Source organism: Acidilutibacter cellobiosedens (assembly GCF_004103715.1).
Taxonomy (GTDB): Bacteria; Bacillota; Clostridia; order Tissierellales; family Acidilutibacteraceae; genus Acidilutibacter; species Acidilutibacter cellobiosedens.
In genome coordinates, this window is sequence record NZ_CP035282.1 from 1384338 (window position 1) to 1403880 (window position 19543).

Below are 19543 nucleotides of genomic sequence, written 5' to 3' on the forward strand. Positions count from 1 at the left end.
CTTTAAACCGAGAGGTGATGTAATGATTTATGGGATAGGTGATTTACATTTAGACAATACAAAGACAAAACCCATGGATATATTCGGAAGTTTATGGATAAATCATGAAGAAAAAATATTCTCAAATTGGAAAAAAGTAGTAAGCAATGAGGATGTAGTTTTAATTCCCGGGGATATTTCTTGGGCAATGAACATAGAAGAGGCTTATTTTGATTTAAAAAAGATAGATTTACTTCCGGGCAAAAAGGTAATAACTAAAGGGAATCATGATTATTGGTGGGAAAGTAAAAGAAAATTGAAATCCTTGGAATTGAAAAGCATCTTTTTCCTTCAAAACGAAAGTTTTGATTTTAACAAAGTTTCCATATCCGGAACAAGAGGATGGATTTCAAAGGATTCGGAAGGGTTCGATTCCCATGATGAAAAAATTTTTTCCAGGGAATTAAATAGGTTAAATCTTTCTCTTTCTCAGAAAAAAGAAAATATTGACAAGAGAATTGTAATGCTTCATTATCCTCCTTTCAATATGGATTTAACTCCTAACGAATTTGTCAGTCTCATGAAAGAAAAAAAAGTGGATTTATGCATATATGGCCATCTTCACGGAGAAGGACACAGATATGTTGTTGAAGGATTAATTGAGGGTATAGAGTTTCTATGTGTTTCAAGTGATTATTTGAATTTTTGTCCCAAGAAATTAATGTAATTAAATAGGAGGAACATTTATGAGTAAGGAATTAGAAGTAAAAATATTAGATATAGATTCAAAGAAAATGGAGGAAAAACTCAAAAATATTGGAGCAAAATTGATAAAAAAAGAATACCAGATTAATATAATAATTGATGGAAAAGACAATTATATTCAACAAAAATTAAACAGTTATTTAAGAATCAGAGAAACTCAAGATTTAATGTCCAATAAGGTAAAAGATACCTTTACTTTAAAACAAAATATTTCTAAAGATGGGATAAGAGAAAATATTGAAACCGATGTAGACATCGATAATAAGGAAAAACTTATATATATACTAAAAACTTTAGGGCTTAATGTAATACATGAAGGAAAGAAAAAAAGAATTTCTTATATGTATGGGAAAGTCAGATTCGATATAGATACGTGGGATAAAGACACATATCCTTATCCTTATATGGAAATAGAAGTTGAGAAGAAAGAAGATTTGAAAAAAATATTAGAACTATTGGGAATAGATAGAAATAAGATAAGCACAAAATCGATTGCTGAATTAAGGGAGGATTTAAGGATTAATTTGTAACCAAAATTTTTTTTAGGCATAGAATAAGTATTATAGGTTTATACATAAAGGGGGGATTGTGATGTTTAGCGATCTGTTTAAAGGAGGAAACAACAATTTTATATTGCTCTTTCTGTTTATAATACTTATTTTTGGATTTTCTGGTTCATTCGGTTTGAATACGGATTCTGAAGGAGGAGGAATATTAGGAAATATATTAGGAAATATATTAGGCGGAATTGATGAGACATGGATATTTTTAATCTTCTTAATAATTCTTTTCTGTAATTTTTAGCAATTTGTCTTTACAAAAGAGACATATTATAGTATGATAATTATGGTGATAATGATAATCAATATTATAATATGAAAGGAAGCGATTTATAAATGAAAAAATTAAGTATAATATATTGGAGCGGTACGGGGAATACAGAAGAGATGGCAAATATTATATATGAGAGTGCGAAAGAACAAGGAGCCGAAGTTATACTTAAGTTTGTAAATGAGGCAGCTTTAGAAGATATATCAGAATCCGATGTAACGGCTTTAGGGTGTCCTGCCATGGGAGATGAAGTATTGGAAGAAAGCGAAATGGAACCATTTATAGAATCCATTGAAGATAAAATCAGCGGTAAGAAATTAGCTTTATTTGGTTCTTATGGATGGGGAGACGGAAAATGGATGATAGATTGGGAAGAAAGAATGAGTTCCAAGGGAGCTAATATAATACATGATGCCTTAATAATTAATGGAAAACCGGAATCTGATGAAGATACAAATCTTTGCAGAGAATTTGGAAAATCATTAGTTAAGTAAAGCCATTTTTATTAATGATAATTTTAATAAACCCCTTATACCAACATCAGAATTTTAATTATTCTGATGTTGTTTTATTTGTATTATTTAATTTTTTCTCTGTTTCTCAATAGAAATTTTATACAGTACAGCCCTGATAAACCTATTAATCCATATATTAATCGGCTCAATATATTGGAAGAACCTCCAAATATGGTAGCTATAAAGTCAAACCTGAATATTGCTATGATACCCCAATTTATAGCACCAATTATTACTAATATTAGAGCAAATGCATCCATAAAATACCTCCCTTTAAAGTTTATTGTTTATATTATTGCAATATATTAAGATTAGTATTCTTAGTAACAGACAAAAATATTTATTATAATTTTTGTTCTTAATAAATAAGGATTTTTTACATATTTTATTGGAATAATAATAATAACTATCTATCAATAAATAAAAGAGGAAGGTGACAATATTGAAATATAATCAGAGATGGTCTTTGATTTTTATTTTTTTAATGATTCTTACCGGATGCAATTCAAATATTTCGGAAAAACCCAATACGGATAAAGGAACAGAAAAAGAAAATCCCGAAGAGGGTTATTATAATTTTGTTGAGAGAGATATAAATTCGATTAGCATTAATGAAGAAAATAAAATTACCGATAAAATGAGTAAGAGCAATAGAAAAATTTTATCTATGGCGGATTCCAAGAACTTAAATACAAACAATAATTTTGTTCTTTTAAGAACTTTTAATACTCAACTGCCCCAAGGATTAGCGTTGAATTTAAGTTATAAAAAACACTTAATGCCCTATGATTATTTTTTAACTACCAAAGATAATGTGAAAGTATATAATATGCCTTCTGTTGATGGAAATGTAGTGGGAGAATTTAATAGTTTGGAAAAAATAAATCTGTTAAGTGAGGTTAAGGGCGAATATATAGAGAGCACAAAATCTCAAAAATGGTATGCAGTGACATGGGAAGATAATGATTTGGGTATTTTGTACGGTTTTGTTCCTAATGGTTCGGGAGAGATAAGGAGTTTTAAATTTGATACCATGTTTTCAAATTTAAAAAAATTAGAGGATGAATTAAATAAAGGAAAATATGGATATATTTCTAATTATCGCGATGCTAACGGTTCGCCTCCCCTTATAAATAACAAAGGAATCGACAAATATGGAGTTCAGGCTTATCAAAGTGCTCCCGCATATTCTGATTTAAACAATAAAAAAGAATTCAGATATTTTCCCGATGGAATGATAGTATTTGTTCAAGGAGATGTTAAAGGGTACTACAAGGTTAAGGCTTTAGGATATGAAGGGACGTATTGGATTCCCAAAGAGTATGTATCCTTTGATAACAATATTGATAAACTTACCAAAGCGGTGGTTGTTGATGTAACCAATCAAAACCAAGCAGTATTTGAAAAAATATCGGGAAGCTGGAATATGGTTTCTTATAATTTGGCAACTACGGGAGTAAGAAGTGAAAAGATGTTTGAAACTCCTATAGGAAATTTTAAAGTCCAAGAAAAGAAGGACAAATTTGAGTATTTAAATGATGCCACCGGAGAAATAGCGGGATATGCTCCTTATGCCATAAGATTCAGTCAAGGGGGATATATTCATGGAATTCCTGTAGAATATGTAAAAAAAGACGGAGAAAAAATCGATCCGGGTATGAAGGAGGAATTAGCTACCTTGGGAACATTTCCGAGATCCCATAAATGTGTGAGGAATTATACAAGCCACGCTAAATTTTTATATAACTGGGTAAGTCCAAATGATACGTCAGTAATAGTATTTAAATAAATATTTTGAGAATAAAATACAGTTGTGATATTATAAAAATAAGGAAAAAAGAGAGAATAGGGGGTAATATTTTGAAAAATAGTAAAATTTTATTGCTGGAAATTGTGAAAATAGCAACTGTAATAGGTTTTATGGTTTTATTCGGGAAAGAGGGCAACTGGATATATGTTGCAGGAGCAATTATAATTATTGTATTTGATTTAATAATTAAAAGATTATTTAAGAGTTCAAAACAGGTTGATGAATTAAAAACCGGTATTAAAGAAGTAGCTGAAGGAAATTTATCTAAAAAGTTCAGTGCTAAAGATGTGGAATTCAAGGAAATAGCGGATAACCTAAATAAAATTATGCAGGATTATCGATCAGCTTTGGCACAAATACTTTATAATTCGGAACAGACTTCTAATGTAACAAAAAAATTAGCTTCTGCAACGGAAGATACCAATAAGGCTTTGGAAGACATCGCGAAATCCGTAGAACACATGGTGGGAGGGGCTTCCCAACAAGAAAATATGATCGAGTCTGTAATTAAAGAGACAAAAAATTTAGAAGAGATTTCAAATGATACATCTAATGAAAATGTCAAAATTCATGAGCAGTGGGAAAAGACCAATAAGGATTTTGATGAAAGCAAACATAATTTGGAGGATTTAGCTGACGGAATGGTCAGCAGGACTTCCAATAATAGAAATGTATTGGACAAAGCAAAAGAAATGTCCCAAAATATTAAAGAAATAAATAACATAGTAGGGTTGGTAAGAGGAATTTCAGAACAAACAAATATGCTTGCATTAAATGCGGCTATTGAAGCTGCCAGAGCAGGTGAATATGGGAAAGGTTTTTCAGTGGTAGCAGATGAAGTCAGAAAATTAGCAGAGGAAACAAAGAAGGCCACAGATAATATAGACAACATGATAATGAAGTTTGGAAATGAAATAAGCTTTTTTCTAAATAATTTGGAAGAAAGCATTAATAAAGAATTATTGGATACGGAAAAAGTCCAAAGTACTAAGTCCTCTTTTGAAAAAATGACTAAATCTTTGTCAGAGGTTGATATTGTTATAAATAATACCAAAAATAAGATGGAGACTCAGAAAGATGTTCTTAAAAAAGTATTGGATAGCTTAACGGAAGTATTTCAGATATCTCAGGAAACGGCAGCCGGTACTGAGGAAATTTCCGCTTCTGTTGAAGAACAAAGTGCCATAATGGCGGAGATTTCTCGTGATGCAAGTGCCTTGGATTCAAGAAATGAAGAATCGAAGAATATATTGCAATCCAGTTCGAAAATCAAGATTGAAAAAAATAAATTAGATAACATTATAAATAATAACAAAAAAATAATAACTGAGTTGGCCGGCAGAGATGAAATAAGGCAGGTTAAAGATAATTGCAAAGGTGTGTTTAAAGAATTTTTAAAGAAATATCCCGGCATCGATGCCATATACTTTTATGATATAAATGGAAAATTGCTTGCAGACAGTGAGGAAGGAATGGATTATATAGATCCTTCAGACAGGCCTTGGTTTCAAGAAGCCATTAAAGGAGAAGTTTATGTTTCCGATCTTTACCTGGGCATAGATTGTAAGAAGGTAATAGTTACAGCTTCATCTCCTGTTTATAATCTACAGAACGAAATTGTAGGAATAATAGGTCTTGACTCCATAATAGAAAGTTAAAACAGACTAATATAAAATATATAAATTTAAAGTTGATAAAAAGTCTTCTGTTTAATATCTGAATAGAGGACTTTTTGTTTTTTAAAAAGTTTTTAAAAATTATTAAAAAAGTTTTTAAATAGTATGGCATATTTATATAAATGTGCTATAATATATATTATAAATGCTAAGGGAGGTATTAAGATCCATGACATACAAATATATAAAATGGTTTGACGAAATCAGTAAAGAAGATATACCTATAGTAGGGGGAAAGGGAGCAAATTTAGGAGAACTGACACAAAAGGGAGTAAGCGTACCGCCCGGGTTTTGTATTACTGCAAAAGCATATAGTGATTTTATATCGAAGGAAGAATTGGGAGATAAAATTAGAAGAAAGATAGAAGGATTAGATATAGAGGATTCAGCGAAGCTACAGATGAGAAGTTTGGAAATAAGGGATATTATTAATAATTCTCCTATGCCAAATGAAATAAAAGAGGAAATAGAAAGAGCATATAAAGAATTTAGTATAAAAACGAGAATTGAAAATCCATTTGTTGCTGTCAGAAGTTCTGCAACGGCCGAAGATTTACCTGAAGCTTCTTTTGCAGGTCAACAGGATACATACCTGCATATCAGCCGTATAGATGAAGTATTAAGGTACACCAGAAAATGCTGGGCATCTCTTTGGACAGCAAGAGCAATTTATTATAGAGAGAAACAAAATTTTGATCATTTTCAGGTTTCATTAAGTGTAGTCATTCAGAAGATGATTAACAGCGAAAAATCTGGGGTAATGTTTACGGCTAATCCCATAACAAATGATGTTAATCAGTTAATGATAAATGCCAGTTGGGGTTTGGGGGAAGCTGTTGTGTCGGGAACTGTTAGTCCGGATGAATATATTCTTGATAAATGCAATAAAAAAGTAGTCGAGAAGCATATTTCCGAAAAGGTTGTAATGGTAGTTAAAAACGAGGAAGATATCGGAACGGTGGAAGTAAGGGTATCGGACTTTTTAGGATATGATTTTATCAATAAGCAGTGTCTGACAGAAGAAGAAATAGATGAATTGGCCGAATATGGCATAAAAATTGAAAATATCTATGAAAATTATGAAGATATCGAGTGGGGATTCGATAAGGATACAAAGAAATTATATATATTGCAGGCGAGACCTATTACTACATTAAAAAATAGAGTAAAGAAAGAGGTGAATTCTATGGGAGAAAAGAAAGAATTAAATGTACTTACTAAAGGATTATCGGCTTCGCCGGGAATTGCATGCGGAAATGTAAAGAATATTTCAAATATCAGCGAGATTTCAAGAATAGAAGATGGGGATGTTATTGTAACGGTGATGACTAATCCGGATATGGTCCCAGCCATGAGAAGAGCCCGTGCAGTAGTTACCGACGAGGGAGGAAGAACGTGCCATGCGGCAATTGTTTCAAGGGAATTGGGAATTCCATGTATAGTGGGAACTAAAACCGCTACCGAAACTCTTAAGGAAGGAATGAGTATAACGGTAGATGCAACAAGGGGAGTAGTATATGAAGGAAAGGTATTTAAGAAGGAAAAAGAAGACACAGGGAAATCAGATATATCTTCCCAAAATCCCGCGGCATTAGACAATTTAGTATATCAATTGTCTCCTATTACGGCAACTAAAATATATATGAATTTGGGAGAACCTTCAATTATAAATAGATATAAAGAATTACCTTTCGATGGGATTGGACTTATGAGAACCGAATTTATATTTACTAATATGATAGGAGCCCATCCTATGTATTTGGTTAAGACAAATCAAGGTAAAGTACTTATAGATAAGATGTCGGAAGGAATAACTACGGTTGCTCAAGCAATATATCCGAAGCCTATTGTTGTGAGACTTAGTGATTTCAGGACTAACGAGTTCAGGGGTTTAAAAGGCGGAGATGAAGTAGAACCCGTTGAAAATAACCCCATGATAGGATGGAGAGGCGTATCACGATATATATCTCCTGAATACGAGGAAGGTTTTAGACTTGAATGTAGGGCACTTAAGAAGGTAAGGGAGGAATACGGACTTACTAATGTTTGGGCGATGCTTCCATTTGTAAGGACTACTTGGGAACTGGTAAAGGTTAAGGAAATAATGGCATCGGAAGGACTGGTACAAGGAAATAATTTTAAATTGTGGATAATGGCAGAAGTTCCTTCCGTAGTATTTGAAGCAGAAGAGTTTGCTCAATTGGTTGATGGTTTCAGTATAGGAAGTAACGACCTTACTCAATTGATAATGGGAGCAGACAGGGATTCCGGGATATTAAATAATATGGGTTATTTTGATGAAAGAAATGAAGCAGTAAAGAAAGCAATATCCATATTAATTAAAGCTACACATAAATACGGAAAGACTATTTCCATATGCGGCCAAGGGCCGTCCCAATATCCTGAATTCGCAGAATTCTTAGTTCAAGAGGGAATTGACAGTATGAGCGTCAATCCTGATACGGTCAATTATACCAGAAGGTTGGTTGCCTCTGTTGAACAGAGAATTATACTTAAGCAAGCAAGAAAATTAAAATAGACAGATAGACCCTATTATAGGCTGATATTTTGGTAGAATATCAGCCTACTTTTTATTTTCTTCCACCCATTTTTTGGCTTCTATAACTCCTCTGAGACTTGGTATGGATACTTTAGATTCAGGTTTTAATTTTTCCGTATCGTCATAAGCATTCATACTTTGAGGTTCAATGGGCATATCGGGTTTTTTAACCTTTGTTTTTTTCTTTTTCATATTTTCACCTCTTCCATTACTTATTATTTACATATCAGAAAATAAAATTCCGGGATAAACTTATTTTTTAAAAGAATCATTTATGGTAGACTAATAGGTGAATTCGAATTATAAGGGGGATGAAGATATGGACTTCAAGGAATTAGATAGGGAAATTGAATTTATTGTAGAACTGGACAAGATGAAGAGCATATTCAGACAGACGAGTCTTATAAACGGTACAAGGAGAGAAAATGATGCGGAACACTCTTGGCATTTAGCATTGATGACTATGATATTATCGGAATATGCCGATAACAAGATTGATGAATTTAAGGTAATAAAGATGGTGGTGATCCATGATTTGGTCGAAATATACGCAGGAGATACATTTTGTTATGATGAGAAAGGAAATATGGATAAAAAAGAAAGAGAACTTAAAGCAGCGGAGAAAATATTCGGAATGATTCCGGGGAAGAAAGGAGAAGAATTGAGGTCCCTTTGGGAGGAATTTGAGGCAATGAAAACGGATGAAGCCTTATTTGCAGCTTCCATGGACAGACTTCAACCCTTTATAATGAATTATAATTCTTCGGGAGGAACATGGAAAAAATTTAATATTTCAAAAAAACAGATACTTAATAGAATTGCCCCGTTGAAAAGAAGTTCAAAAGTGCTTAATGATTATGCGGAGAGACTAATTGAAGATTCTTTCAAGAAAGGATATATAACTAAAGAATAAGAACTATATTTTATTTGTCAAATTCAAATTTGTATGATATTTCTGCTTGCGATTAAGAAAGTAAGGTATGTTGGTGTAATCTGAAAGCTAATAGTATTATACAGCAGTGATTATCAATAGAAATAAGTAATAACGCTTTGTTTTCAAAAGCTGCTATAAATAAGAAAAGGAGACATTAGTATGAAAACAATTAGACTGGTTCAGGAAACAGATGCCGCAGAAATTCTGGCAATATATGAGTTCTACATTAAAGAAACAGCTATTACTTTTGAATGTGAGACTCCTTCCTTAGATGAATTTAGAAATCGCATAAAGGAAATATCATCCGAATATCCTTATATAGTCTGCTTGTCGGATAAAAAAATTATTGGATACGCATATGCGCACAGACAAATGGAGCGGGCTGCGTATCAATGGAATGCAGAGTTGTCTGTGTACATTGATAAAAACTGTTTGCGCTGCGGAGTGGGCAAAGCACTTTACAATACCTTGATTGAGATATTGCAGATGCAAAATGTGCGCAACGTATATGGGGGCATTACATCTCCTAACGAAAATAGCAAAAAATTGCATGAACACCTCGGATTTAAAAAATTAGGTGTATACCACAACACAGGATATAAGTGCGGCGCATGGCATGATGTTGCATGGTTTGAAAAGACTATTGGAAATTACGATCTTGACCCTAAACCATTCTTATCAATTCGAGAAATTGACAAGAAAACAATTATGGAAATATTGAATCGTCATAATGAATTGCTTAATTCCATGTTAGCAGAATAACATGGGGCAATGTTGACAATCTCAGATAATTCAGTATAGCCTGCAAAAAAATGCGCCTTAGCGCATTTTTTTGTTATGGAACTATATATGCAATTGGTAATTGTGTATTTTTCAAAGTTCTAAAATGCAGGGATTACTCCGCCATTATATTTTTCTTCAATGAATTTTTTTACCTTTTCGCTTTGGAGAGCTTTTATTAATTTCTGGAATTTTTCTTGGTTTTCTTCTCCGCCTCTTACAGCAACTATATTAGCATAAGGGGAGCTTTTATCTTCAAGTATTAAAGCATTTTTCGTAGGAACAAGATTAGCTTCAAGGGCATAATTTCCGTTGATTACAGCACCATCTACATCTCCGAGTACTCTTGGCAATTGAGCGGCTTCCAATGCCTCAAATTTTAAGTTCTTTGGATTTTCTGCGATATCATTTTCTGTAGACAAAATATTATCCGGATCTTTTAATTTTATTATTCCGTTTTCCTGAAGAAGCAGAAGTGCTCTTCCTCCGTTTGTAGGATCATTTGGAATCGCAATGGTACTTCCGTTGGGAATTTCATCTATGGATTTGTATTTTTTGGAATATAATCCCATGGGTTCAATATGAACAGCACCTATAGATACGATATTTATATTTTGCTTTTCTTTAAATTCGTTCATATAAGGGAGATGTTGAAAGAAATTAGCATCGATTTCTTTGTCGGCTAAGGCCGTATTTGGCTTTACATAGTCGGTAAATTCAATTACTTCGAGTTTAATTCCCTCTTTTTCTAAATCATCTTTAATCAAATCTACAATTGCTTTGTGAGGTTCGGGAGAAACTCCGATTTTTATTACATTTTCTGCACTTTCTTTTTTCCCGCACCCGGTGAGCAAAGTAAAAATTAAAATGGCAATTAATATTAAACTGAATTTTTTCATTATAATTCCTCCTTATTTTTTATTTAATTTGTGAGCCAATTTATTGCCAAATAGCTGTATTCCCTGAACCAGAATAATAATTATTATTACGGAAACTACCATTATGTCGGTTTGAAATCCATAGAGCCCATATCTTATGGCCAGATTTCCCAAACCACCTCCTCCGATAGCTCCTGCCATAGCAGAATAGCCGATTAAATTGATAACAGTTAGGGTAATTCCTGACACTAAGGAAGGCATAGCTTCGGGAATCAATACTTTAAATATGATTTGTCTGACTGTAGCTCCCATGGCTAAACTTGCTTCCACGACTCCTTTATCTACCTTTTTTAATGCCTCTTCTATTACTCTTGCAACGAATGGAGCGGCAGAAATGGAAAGAGGGACAATTGTAGCAGTCGTTCCGATGGTCGTTCCCACAATAATTCTGGATACGGGAAAAACGAGGATCATGAGTATGATAAAAGGAAAGGATCTTAGAATATTGATTATTCCTTCCAGAATCTGATTTAACATAAGCTTCTCCCATATTCCGCCTCTTTCGGTAATTGTTAATAATACACCTAAAGGGAATCCTAAAAGGAGAGAAAATATAGTAGAGAAAAATACCATATATATAGTTTCTAAAGTTGCTTCATATACCAGTTGCCCCATTTAAATCACCTCGAAATTGATACCTTGATTATTAAGCCAAGATAGGGACTTTTCTATTTCTTCATTTTCTCCGTCTACTTGAACAATCAAATATCCAACGCTCGTTTTATTTAGATCGTAAATATTTCCGGAAAGTATGTTTACAGAAATATTAAATTTTTTTATCATATCGGATACAACCGGTTTTCTTGCGTTTTCTTTACTAAAGCTTAGTCTTATTAATTTTCCGTGATCAATTTTAGGCAGTGGAACGAATTCATCGGTGTTTATATTCAGGCTGTTTATAAAAGAACGACTAATTTTTGTCTTAGGATGTCTGAATAATTCTTCGACAGTATTTGATTCTATTATTTTACCGTTTTCTATGATAGCGACTCTGTCACAAATATCCTTAACCACTTCCATTTGATGAGTAATCATGATTATGGTGACATTGAATTCATCTCTTATTTTTTTTAGCAATGCCAAAATCGATTTGGTGGTTATCGGATCCAATGCGGAAGTACCTTCATCACTGAGGAGTACTTTAGGGTTATTTGCTAATGCTCTTCCTACTGCTACTCTTTGTTTTTGACCCCCGCTTAACTGGGCTGGATAGGAATTTATTTTATCTTCTAATTCAACATATTTCACGAGTTCTTTTGTTCTTTTATCTATGTCTTTTTTATCCATTTTTTCCAATCGCAATGGAAAGGCTATATTATCGTATACATTTTTTGAGGAAAGAAGGTTAAAGCTCTGAAATATCATTCCTATTCCCTTTCTTTCTTCTCTCAGTTCATTTTTATTCAAATTTGTGATATTCACATTATCAATTATTATTTTTCCGCTGTCAGGTTCTTCAAGACGATTTATACATCTGATAAGAGTTGATTTACCTGCACCGCTCAACCCTATTATTCCAAATATCTCACCTTTTTCTATGTTTAAATTTATATTTTTTAAAGCAATAATTTTTTTATTATCTTGTATATAAGTTTTTGATAAGTTTTCAATGGTAATCAACAAATTCACCCCTTTAAAGAATTACTCTGTGAAGTAATAAAGACAATAAAATACCTCTCTCAATGATTTAAGGTTTTTTAAATAAAAAAACCTCTTTTCGGAAGAAAGAGGACTATATCCCCTCTCATCTCTCGGCAAGTATTACCGTAGGAATTGGCACCTTGTATTTACACAGGTTGCCGGGTTTCATCGGGCCAGTCCCTCCACCTCTCTAGATAAGAGTTTAAACTTACTATTAATTTGTATAATAAATATTCTAATAGTAATTTAAGTTTTTGTCAATATTTTTTAAAAATTAAAAACTATGTTTCCATTAAAAATTTTTTTATAATATTTTATTATAGTTAAAGTATTTTTCTATGAATAAAAAACTATTCTAAAATCTTAAATGAATAATAGACAAACTAAAGACACAAAATATTTAAGGAACAAAATATTTTGTGGAAAGGAGAAATTTTATGGCGCTTAAAAATACTGTTAATTTAGGAAATATTAATCAAAGTGAACTTCAAAGCATAAGGGAAATTGCAAGTTGTCATCAAACGATGGCTGCCAAATTTGATCTATACTCTAATCAATGTCACGATGCTCAGCTTAAACAGATGTTTAAGCAGTCCGGGCAAGATGCTCAAACTACCGCATCTAATTTAACAAATTCACTATAAAAATTAAGGAGGGATAATATGCAAGAAAAAGATATGGTAAGTGATGTTTTGACAGGAACGAAAGCCAGTATAGAATCTTATACCAAAGCTATAACGGAATGTTCCAATCAGCAATTGAGGAGCACATTGCAGCAACTTAGAAATGAAGCGGAACAATTTCAATATCAGTTATTCCAAATAGCAGAAAAAAAAGGATACTATAATCCGGCTCCTCCTGCTGATCAAAAATCTATTCAGACTGTTAAAACCGGCCTTTCATCTGGAATGTCCGGGACTTCAGGAATGAATATGCATTAAATCCAAATAGGAGAATATACTTTTTTGAAATCCCTTGAAATGAGATAATATTTCATTTCAAGGGATTTTTAGAATGGAAACAATTGATTAGATATTTCTAATGTATTGAATATAAAATACACTTGAGTTAAAATATATTAGGATGTCTTCAACATTTGAAGCATGAGACTTAAATAAATTTGCAGGAGGGTCAAGGCAATGGATTTATTGTTAACTATTTTTGACATGGACGGATTGATGTTTGATACAGAAAGAATATCATACGAAGCTTGGAAGGTAGCAGCTGAAAAGTATAAATTTGAGATAAGTTCAGAAACATATGAAGGGCTTATATGTAAAACAGAAGAAGATCTATTAAAAGAACTGAGATACATATATGGGGAAGCTGCTCCTATAAATGAATGGAGAAATTATATGAAGAAGGTAAGAGGAGAGATTATAGATAAGAATAAGACCGTCCGTAAAAAGAAAGGGCTGGATTCTCTGATAAATTTTTTAAGGAATAAAGATATTAAAATTGCTGTGGCATCTTCAAGTTATCGGAAAACTGTAGAAAAATATTTAAAACTTGAAAATTTGACGGACCATATAGATATAATTGTTTCCGGAGACGAGGTTTTAAACGGTAAACCGAATCCCGAAATATTACTAAAGGCTTGTAGCAAAGCCAATGTGGATACTTCAAAAGCGTTAGTTTTGGAAGATTCTTTACCGGGGATAAAAGCTGCAAAAAATGCAGGGATTAATGTTTTTCTTGTTCCCGATATGGTAAGAAACAAAGAAATTGAATCTTCAGCAGACAAGGTATTTAATAGTTTGGAAGAAGTTCGAATATATTTATCTTCTGTATTATAAAAATTAGAAAAATGGATATATAAAACAAAAAATATTTTTCTTGAAAGATTAATTATTCTATGTTAGAATATATGTAATTGCACGAGTGACGGAATTGGCATACGTATACGATTCAGGTTCGTAGTTTTGAGGGTTCGAGTCCCTCCTTGTGCACCATAAAAATACCTTTAAATTGATCCTGAGAGATCAAAAAGGAAAGTATAGGCAAGCTAAGCTGTGCCTTCCTTTTGAGGAAGGTTTTTTTATGTCCTTTTCATTTAAAATAGTCCAGTGAGGCTAAAAAGGAGGGAATATAAAATGCTTAAAGGAAGACATTTGATTGATCCATTGGATTTTTCGGTAGAAGAATTGGATGAAATTTTTTCTTTTGCCGAAGAAATAATTGCTGAGCCGAAAAGATACAGCAGTTTATGTAATGGAAAAATATTGGCTACATTATTTTATGAGCCCAGTACAAGAACAAGATTTAGTTTTGAAGCGGCTATGCTTCGACTTGGAGGAAATGTTATAGGCTTTTCCGAACCTAATTCAAGTTCCGTTTCCAAAGGGGAAAGTATCCCAGATACTATCAGAACAGTAGGTTCTTATGCGGATATTATAGCCATGAGACATCCGAAAGAAGGAGCACAAAAATATGTTTCCCATTACTCGCCTGTTCCTATCATTAATGCAGGTGATGGAGGGCATCAACATCCTACCCAAACTTTAACAGATCTTTTAACAATCCGAAAAGAAAAAGGTTCATTCGATAATTTAATTATTGGAATATGCGGTGATTTAAAATTTGGCAGAACAACTCATTCTCTTATAAAAGCCATGTCAAGATATAAAAATGTATCTTTTGTTCTCATTTCTCCTCAAGAATTAAAAATTCCCGATTATATTAAAACTGAAATATTGGATAGTAAATGTATAAAATATTTAGAGGTTGAAAAATTAGAAGATGTTATAGGAGATTTGGACATATTGTATATGACCAGAGTACAAAGAGAAAGATTTTTTAATGAAGCTGATTATATAAGACTTAAAGATAGTTATATATTAGATAAGAAAAAGTTGGACCTGTCGAAAAAGGATCTGAAAGTACTTCATCCTTTACCGAGAGTCAATGAGATAAGTATTGAAGTAGATGATGATCCTAAAGCGTGCTATTTCAGACAGGTGAAAAATGGGATGTTTGTTCGTATGGCTCTTATGGCCAAATTATTGGGGGTGGTATAATAATGCTTTATATTGATAGTATCACTAAAGGTATAGTTATTGATCATATAAAGGTAGGATGTGGATTTAAAATATTCAATTATCTCGGTTTGGATAAAATCCATTCCACAGTAGCCCTTATAATGAATGCTCCAAGTAAGAAATATGGTAGGAAAGATATAATTAAAATTGAAAATGATATAGATATAGATTTAAACTTATTGGGTTTTATTGATCCCAATATTACCATAAATATTATAGAAAATGAGAAAATAAAAGAAAAGACCAGGCTCTCTCTTCCTTCCAAGATAGAAAATGTGATTAAGTGTAAAAATCCAAGGTGTGTTACTTCAACGGAAAGAGATATTAAACATGTCTTTGTCCTGGTGGATAAAGAAAAGGGAATATATAAATGTCAATACTGCGATCAGATATATACAGGAGACATTTAAATGGATATTTTAGTCAAAAACGGAAGAGTGGTAGACGGCTTTAAAGAATTTACAGGAGATGTGTATATTAAAGGTGGGAAAATAGAGGATTTCGGCACGAACTTAAATTATAATTGTAAAAAAATTGATGCCGGTGATTTATGTGTGATGCCTTCTTTTGTGGATATGCATGATCATTTCAGGGATCCCGGATTTACTTTCAAAGAAGATATTTATACCGGAAGTAAAGCAGCCCTAAGAGGAGGATATACCTTTGTAAATTTAATGGGAAATACCAACCCTGTGTGCAGTAATATGGAAATAGTTGATTATGTATTGAATAAATCAAAGAAGTTTGACTTAGTTGACGTTCATCAGGTGGTTTCCATTACAAAAAATTTTGACGGCGAAACTTTAGAACATCTTGATACCTTGGACAAAAGAGTCAAATTTATTTCCGATGATGGGAAAGGAGTAGTAAGAAATGACATTATGTATAAGGCTTTTCTAAAGGCAAAGGAAAAAGGACTTGTAATAATATCCCATGCAGAAGATGAGAATTTAACTCCTATGGATAACAGACTTTCAGAAAACCTTATGACCATAAGGGATATTTCTCTTGCAAAATTTTCAGGAGGAAGGCTTCATCTTGCCCATGTGAGTACTAAAGAAGCGTTGGAAGAGATAATAAAAGCCAAAAAGGAAGGTGTCGGAGTTACCTGTGAGGTGACTCCTCACCACTTGGCTCTTTATGACAATGATTATAAAGTTAATCCTCCTATCAGGGAAAAAGAGGATGCAGATAACCTTATATGTGGACTAAAGAACGGCGGGATAGATGCAATAGCTACAGATCATGCTCCTCATAGTAAGGAAGATAAGATAAATGGGGCCTGCGGAATTTCCGGATTGGAATCCGCCTTTTCCGTATGCTATACTGTCTTGGTTAAAAGAGGTTATATAAAATTAAGTCAATTATCTCGGTTGATGTCTTTCAGACCCGGAGAATTGATGGGAATTAGAAAAGGAAAGATAGAAGTTGGATATGACGGGGATTTAGTGCTGGTTGATTTAAACAAAAAAAGGAGGATTGACGGAAGTAAATTCTTGTCCAAAGGAAAGAATACTCCTTTTGATGGAATGGAGTTTTACGGAGATGTAATAGGAACTGTTAAAAATGGAGAAATAAAATATGATGGGGGTTTGACCATTGATTATTGACAGACTTTATGAGGAAGTTAATAAGAAAGGAAGCATATGCCTTGGCCTTGATACGGATATTTCTTATATACCTGATAAATTAAAGAAAAAATATGATTCTGTTTCCGAATTGTTATTTCAATTTAACAGAACAGTAATAGACGAAACTTTGGATCTGGTCCCAATATATAAAGTGCAGATAGCTTTTTATGAGGCCTACGGGATAGAAGGAATGAAGGCTTATAGGGATACCTTAAGATATATAAGAAATAATAAATCCATGGTAATCGGAGATGTAAAAAGAGGAGATATATCTTCTACGGGGAAGATGTATGCTAAAGCTCATTTCAGCGGAGATTTTGAATGCGATTTTATCACTGTCAATCCTTATATGGGAATGGATAGCATAGAACCTTACTTGGAATATGTACAAGAGGCAAACAAGGGATTATTCGTTCTCTTAAGAACTTCGAATAAAGGAGCCGAAGATATTCAATATCTCAATGTGAAAGGATATAAGGTATATAACTGGGTGGGAGACAAAATAAAAGAAATTGCCGGAAATTATATGGGAAGATGCGGATATAGTTCAGTGGGAGTTGTAGTAGGTGCAACTCATACAGATGAAGGAGCAAATTTAAGAAAGAGATATGAAAATATGTTCTTCCTTATTCCCGGATACGGAGCCCAGGGAGGAAAGGGAAGAGAAGCAGCCTTGTATCTGAAAAACGGAAATGGCGGGATAGTGAATTCTTCAAGAGGAATAATTGCCGATTACAAGAATTATGAAGATGGGGAAGAAAGATTCGAATATTATGTCAGACAGGCGGTCCTTTTAATGAAGGAGGATATCCGAAATGGCTAAGGAATATGTAATAGGGAAAATAGAGGAGAACATAAGAATAGAGGATGGAGTATATGAACTTTCCGTTGGAGGTAATTTCTCGGGAAATCCCGGACAGTTTTATATGTTGAGAGGATGGAGGGAAGGACCGTTTTTAAATAGACCTATAAGCATATCCAATATTTATAAAGATAAAATAATATTTTTATATGAATTAAAGGGAAAGGGAACTAAAATATTTTCACAACTGAAAGAAAACGACGAAATAAAATTAATAGGGCCTCTTGGCAGAGGCTTTTCTTTTGAAAAAGATGAAAAAGCTGCTCTTGTCTCCGGAGGAATAGGAGTAGCGCCTTTCGTATATCTTTCAAGAAAAATAATGGGAGATATAGATTTATATGCCGGTTTTAGAAAAAACCCTTACATTATAAAGGATTTAAAAGAGAATATAAATCAAATTTATATTTCTACGGAGGATGGAAGCGTCGGATATAAGGGGCTTGTAACTGGGGTATTTAATCCCGAAAGATATACAAAAGTATATACTTGCGGTCCAATTCCCATGATGAAAGCTGTGGTGGAAATATGCATTGAAAAAAATATTCCGGTAGAAGTGTCCATGGAATCAAGAATGGCCTGCGGTATAGGAGCGTGCTTAGGATGTACCATTGAAACTATCTCAGGAATGAAAATGGTATGCAAGGAAGGCCCTGTTTTTAACGGAAGGGAGGTAGTTTTTGATGCTTAAGACAAAATTATGGGGCATAGAATTTAAGAACCCGGTAATTGCAGCATCAGGAACATTCGGATTCGGAAAGGAATATGAAGATTTTTTTTCTCCGTCGGAATTAGGAGGGATATGTACCAAGGGATTAACATTGAACAGGAGAGAAGGAAATAAAGGCATAAGAATATATGAAACTACCGGAGGACTTTTAAACAGTATCGGAATGCAAAATCCGGGTGTCCATGATTTTATAAAAGAGGATCTTCCGCTAATGGAGAAGTATGGAACGGTGCTGATTGCCAATATTGGCGGAAGTACCATTGACGAATATATAAAATCAGTTCAGATAATAAGTGGTACTTCCATTCCCATAATAGAATTGAATATTTCCTGTCCCAATGTAAAGGAAGGAGGAATGGCTTTTGGACTGAAAGCCGAAATAGCTTATAAAGTAGTTAAGGAAGTAAGGAATGCTACAAATAAGCCATTGATAGTTAAATTATCACCTAACGGAGAAAATATTGTTGATATTGCAGAAAACTGTGTAAAGGCTGGAGCAGACGGTTTGTCCTTGGTAAATACGTTTTCAGGGATGGCGGTAGATATTTATAAGAGAAAACCGGTATTTGATAATATTATAGCAGGTCTTTCAGGACCGTGTATTAAGCCTATATCGTTGAGAATGGTTTATGAAGTTTCTAAAGCAGTAGACGTGCCCATAATAGGAATAGGAGGAATAATGGATTATAAGGACGGCTTAGAATATATAATGGCAGGAGCCTCTCTTATTCAAGTGGGAAGCGGGAATTTTATAAAGCCGAATATTTCTGTTGATATTATTCAGAGGATGGAGATGTTTATGAATGAAAACGGAATAAAAAGTATAGACGAAATAGTAGGAATAATATAAGGAGGA

At 33.2% G+C, this 19543-nt stretch carries 23 protein-coding genes, 1 tRNA gene and 1 riboswitch; of the genes, 19 read left to right on the forward strand and 5 right to left on the reverse strand.

The genetic code is table 11. The features are described from left to right. Positions 1-22 precede the first annotated feature (22 nt). The 4 genes from EQM13_RS06485 to EQM13_RS06500 all read left to right on the forward strand — a co-directional run bounded on the left by EQM13_RS06485 (position 23) and on the right by EQM13_RS06500 (position 2069). Positions 23-706, forward strand: a complete 684-nt coding sequence (locus EQM13_RS06485) for a metallophosphoesterase (protein ID WP_071141283.1) — start codon at positions 23-25, stop codon at positions 704-706. 19 nt (positions 707-725) lie between these two features. Further along, on the forward strand, positions 726-1274 hold the full coding sequence (locus tag EQM13_RS06490; protein ID WP_071141284.1) for a class IV adenylate cyclase: 549 nt from the start codon (positions 726-728) through the stop codon (positions 1272-1274). Between the two features lie 61 nt (positions 1275-1335). Further along, a complete protein-coding gene (locus EQM13_RS06495; protein ID WP_071141285.1) occupies positions 1336-1548 on the forward strand; it encodes a hypothetical protein in 213 nt (70 codons plus the stop codon). A 92-nt stretch (positions 1549-1640) separates the two neighbouring features. Continuing rightward, the gene (locus EQM13_RS06500; protein WP_071141286.1) at positions 1641-2069 is read left to right on the forward strand and encodes a flavodoxin; all 429 of its coding nucleotides are present in this window, start codon (positions 1641-1643) and stop codon (positions 2067-2069) included. 83 nt (positions 2070-2152) lie between these two features. Here EQM13_RS06500 and EQM13_RS06505 read toward each other — a convergent pair whose 3' ends face one another. Next, the gene (locus EQM13_RS06505; protein ID WP_071141287.1) at positions 2153-2350 is read right to left on the reverse strand and encodes a DUF378 domain-containing protein; all 198 of its coding nucleotides are present in this window, start codon (positions 2348-2350) and stop codon (positions 2153-2155) included. Between the two features lie 182 nt (positions 2351-2532). Between EQM13_RS06505 and EQM13_RS06510 the strand changes: the two genes are divergently transcribed. The 3 genes from EQM13_RS06510 to ppsA all read left to right on the forward strand — a co-directional run bounded on the left by EQM13_RS06510 (position 2533) and on the right by ppsA (position 8115). After that, entirely contained in the window at positions 2533-3879 is a 1347-nt protein-coding gene (locus EQM13_RS06510) for a L,D-transpeptidase (protein WP_071141288.1), read from the forward strand. Positions 3880-3950: 71 nt separating this feature from the next. Further along, positions 3951-5558: a methyl-accepting chemotaxis protein gene (locus tag EQM13_RS06515; protein ID WP_071141289.1), complete on the forward strand. Its 1608-nt coding sequence runs from the start codon at positions 3951-3953 to the stop codon at positions 5556-5558. 187 nt (positions 5559-5745) lie between these two features. Beyond that, complete coding sequence (gene ppsA, locus EQM13_RS06520) at positions 5746-8115, forward strand: phosphoenolpyruvate synthase (protein ID WP_128752302.1); 2370 nt, start codon at positions 5746-5748, stop codon at positions 8113-8115. Between the two features lie 45 nt (positions 8116-8160). Here ppsA and EQM13_RS06525 read toward each other — a convergent pair whose 3' ends face one another. Then, on the reverse strand, positions 8161-8328 hold the full coding sequence (locus EQM13_RS06525; protein ID WP_083382005.1) for a CDIF630_02480 family spore surface protein: 168 nt from the start codon (positions 8326-8328) through the stop codon (positions 8161-8163). Positions 8329-8455: 127 nt separating this feature from the next. Between EQM13_RS06525 and EQM13_RS06530 the strand changes: the two genes are divergently transcribed. Both EQM13_RS06530 and EQM13_RS06535 read left to right on the forward strand, forming a co-directional pair. Beyond that, positions 8456-9049, forward strand: coding sequence for an HD domain-containing protein (locus tag EQM13_RS06530; protein WP_071141291.1), 594 nt, complete (start codon positions 8456-8458; stop codon positions 9047-9049). Between the two features lie 180 nt (positions 9050-9229). After that, the gene (locus EQM13_RS06535; RefSeq protein WP_071141292.1) at positions 9230-9832 is read left to right on the forward strand and encodes a GNAT family N-acetyltransferase; all 603 of its coding nucleotides are present in this window, start codon (positions 9230-9232) and stop codon (positions 9830-9832) included. A gap of 119 nt (positions 9833-9951) precedes the next feature. Here the strand turns inward: EQM13_RS06535 and EQM13_RS06540 are convergent, their stop codons facing one another. From EQM13_RS06540 to EQM13_RS06550, 3 genes are read right to left on the reverse strand one after another with little or no spacing between them, the layout of a single operon-like run. Then, complete coding sequence (locus EQM13_RS06540) at positions 9952-10749, reverse strand: MetQ/NlpA family ABC transporter substrate-binding protein (protein WP_071141293.1); 798 nt, start codon at positions 10747-10749, stop codon at positions 9952-9954. A gap of 12 nt (positions 10750-10761) precedes the next feature. Further along, complete coding sequence (locus tag EQM13_RS06545) at positions 10762-11403, reverse strand: methionine ABC transporter permease (protein ID WP_071141294.1); 642 nt, start codon at positions 11401-11403, stop codon at positions 10762-10764. Next, on the reverse strand, positions 11404-12408 hold the full coding sequence (locus tag EQM13_RS06550) for a methionine ABC transporter ATP-binding protein (RefSeq protein WP_071141295.1): 1005 nt from the start codon (positions 12406-12408) through the stop codon (positions 11404-11406). A 121-nt stretch (positions 12409-12529) separates the two neighbouring features. After that, a riboswitch (SAM riboswitch) is annotated at positions 12530-12630 on the reverse strand. A gap of 236 nt (positions 12631-12866) precedes the next feature. Between EQM13_RS06550 and EQM13_RS06555 the strand changes: the two genes are divergently transcribed. The 10 genes from EQM13_RS06555 to EQM13_RS06600 all read left to right on the forward strand — a co-directional run bounded on the left by EQM13_RS06555 (position 12867) and on the right by EQM13_RS06600 (position 19537). Next, a complete protein-coding gene (locus EQM13_RS06555) occupies positions 12867-13073 on the forward strand; it encodes a hypothetical protein (protein ID WP_071141390.1) in 207 nt (68 codons plus the stop codon). An 18-nt stretch (positions 13074-13091) separates the two neighbouring features. Continuing rightward, the gene (locus EQM13_RS06560) at positions 13092-13370 is read left to right on the forward strand and encodes a spore coat protein (protein WP_071141391.1); all 279 of its coding nucleotides are present in this window, start codon (positions 13092-13094) and stop codon (positions 13368-13370) included. Between the two features lie 198 nt (positions 13371-13568). Beyond that, the gene (locus EQM13_RS06565; protein WP_071141392.1) at positions 13569-14225 is read left to right on the forward strand and encodes an HAD family hydrolase; all 657 of its coding nucleotides are present in this window, start codon (positions 13569-13571) and stop codon (positions 14223-14225) included. Between the two features lie 79 nt (positions 14226-14304). Then, positions 14305-14381: transfer RNA gene (locus EQM13_RS06570), tRNA-Leu, on the forward strand. A 141-nt stretch (positions 14382-14522) separates the two neighbouring features. Further along, entirely contained in the window at positions 14523-15446 is a 924-nt protein-coding gene (pyrB, locus tag EQM13_RS06575; RefSeq protein WP_071141393.1) for an aspartate carbamoyltransferase, read from the forward strand. 2 nt (positions 15447-15448) lie between these two features. After that, complete coding sequence (locus tag EQM13_RS06580) at positions 15449-15877, forward strand: aspartate carbamoyltransferase regulatory subunit (RefSeq protein WP_071141394.1); 429 nt, start codon at positions 15449-15451, stop codon at positions 15875-15877. Further along, the gene (locus EQM13_RS06585) at positions 15878-17077 is read left to right on the forward strand and encodes a dihydroorotase (RefSeq protein ID WP_114218613.1); all 1200 of its coding nucleotides are present in this window, start codon (positions 15878-15880) and stop codon (positions 17075-17077) included. Next, positions 17067-17921 (forward strand): orotidine-5'-phosphate decarboxylase, encoded by an 855-nt coding sequence (pyrF, locus tag EQM13_RS06590; protein ID WP_071141396.1) that lies wholly within the window; start codon positions 17067-17069, stop codon positions 17919-17921. Before EQM13_RS06585 ends, pyrF begins: the two co-directional genes overlap by 11 nt. After that, positions 17914-18648, forward strand: a complete 735-nt coding sequence (locus tag EQM13_RS06595; protein ID WP_071141397.1) for a dihydroorotate dehydrogenase electron transfer subunit — start codon at positions 17914-17916, stop codon at positions 18646-18648. The genes pyrF and EQM13_RS06595 overlap by 8 nt, the downstream gene beginning before the upstream one ends. Further along, positions 18641-19537: a dihydroorotate dehydrogenase gene (locus tag EQM13_RS06600; protein ID WP_071141398.1), complete on the forward strand. Its 897-nt coding sequence runs from the start codon at positions 18641-18643 to the stop codon at positions 19535-19537. Before EQM13_RS06595 ends, EQM13_RS06600 begins: the two co-directional genes overlap by 8 nt. The last annotated feature ends 6 nt before the right edge of the window (positions 19538-19543 follow it).

Coding starts and splice junctions, on each gene's coding strand:
- EQM13_RS06485 (WP_071141283.1), top strand. CDS start 23: ATGATTTATGGGATAGGTGATTTACATTTAGACAATACAAAGACAAAA.
- EQM13_RS06490 (WP_071141284.1), top strand. CDS start 726: ATGAGTAAGGAATTAGAAGTAAAAATATTAGATATAGATTCAAAGAAA.
- EQM13_RS06495 (WP_071141285.1), top strand. CDS start 1,336: ATGTTTAGCGATCTGTTTAAAGGAGGAAACAACAATTTTATATTGCTC.
- EQM13_RS06500 (WP_071141286.1), top strand. CDS start 1,641: ATGAAAAAATTAAGTATAATATATTGGAGCGGTACGGGGAATACAGAA.
- EQM13_RS06505 (WP_071141287.1), bottom strand. CDS start 2,350: ATGGATGCATTTGCTCTAATATTAGTAATAATTGGTGCTATAAATTGG.
- ppsA (WP_128752302.1), top strand. CDS start 5,746: ATGACATACAAATATATAAAATGGTTTGACGAAATCAGTAAAGAAGAT.
- EQM13_RS06525 (WP_083382005.1), bottom strand. CDS start 8,328: ATGAAAAAGAAAAAAACAAAGGTTAAAAAACCCGATATGCCCATTGAA.
- EQM13_RS06530 (WP_071141291.1), top strand. CDS start 8,456: ATGGACTTCAAGGAATTAGATAGGGAAATTGAATTTATTGTAGAACTG.
- EQM13_RS06535 (WP_071141292.1), top strand. CDS start 9,230: ATGAAAACAATTAGACTGGTTCAGGAAACAGATGCCGCAGAAATTCTG.
- EQM13_RS06540 (WP_071141293.1), bottom strand. CDS start 10,749: ATGAAAAAATTCAGTTTAATATTAATTGCCATTTTAATTTTTACTTTG.
- EQM13_RS06545 (WP_071141294.1), bottom strand. CDS start 11,403: ATGGGGCAACTGGTATATGAAGCAACTTTAGAAACTATATATATGGTA.
- EQM13_RS06555 (WP_071141390.1), top strand. CDS start 12,867: ATGGCGCTTAAAAATACTGTTAATTTAGGAAATATTAATCAAAGTGAA.
- EQM13_RS06560 (WP_071141391.1), top strand. CDS start 13,092: ATGCAAGAAAAAGATATGGTAAGTGATGTTTTGACAGGAACGAAAGCC.
- EQM13_RS06565 (WP_071141392.1), top strand. CDS start 13,569: ATGGATTTATTGTTAACTATTTTTGACATGGACGGATTGATGTTTGAT.
- pyrB (WP_071141393.1), top strand. CDS start 14,523: ATGCTTAAAGGAAGACATTTGATTGATCCATTGGATTTTTCGGTAGAA.
- EQM13_RS06580 (WP_071141394.1), top strand. CDS start 15,449: ATGCTTTATATTGATAGTATCACTAAAGGTATAGTTATTGATCATATA.
- EQM13_RS06585 (WP_114218613.1), top strand. CDS start 15,878: ATGGATATTTTAGTCAAAAACGGAAGAGTGGTAGACGGCTTTAAAGAA.
- EQM13_RS06595 (WP_071141397.1), top strand. CDS start 17,914: ATGGCTAAGGAATATGTAATAGGGAAAATAGAGGAGAACATAAGAATA.
- EQM13_RS06600 (WP_071141398.1), top strand. CDS start 18,641: ATGCTTAAGACAAAATTATGGGGCATAGAATTTAAGAACCCGGTAATT.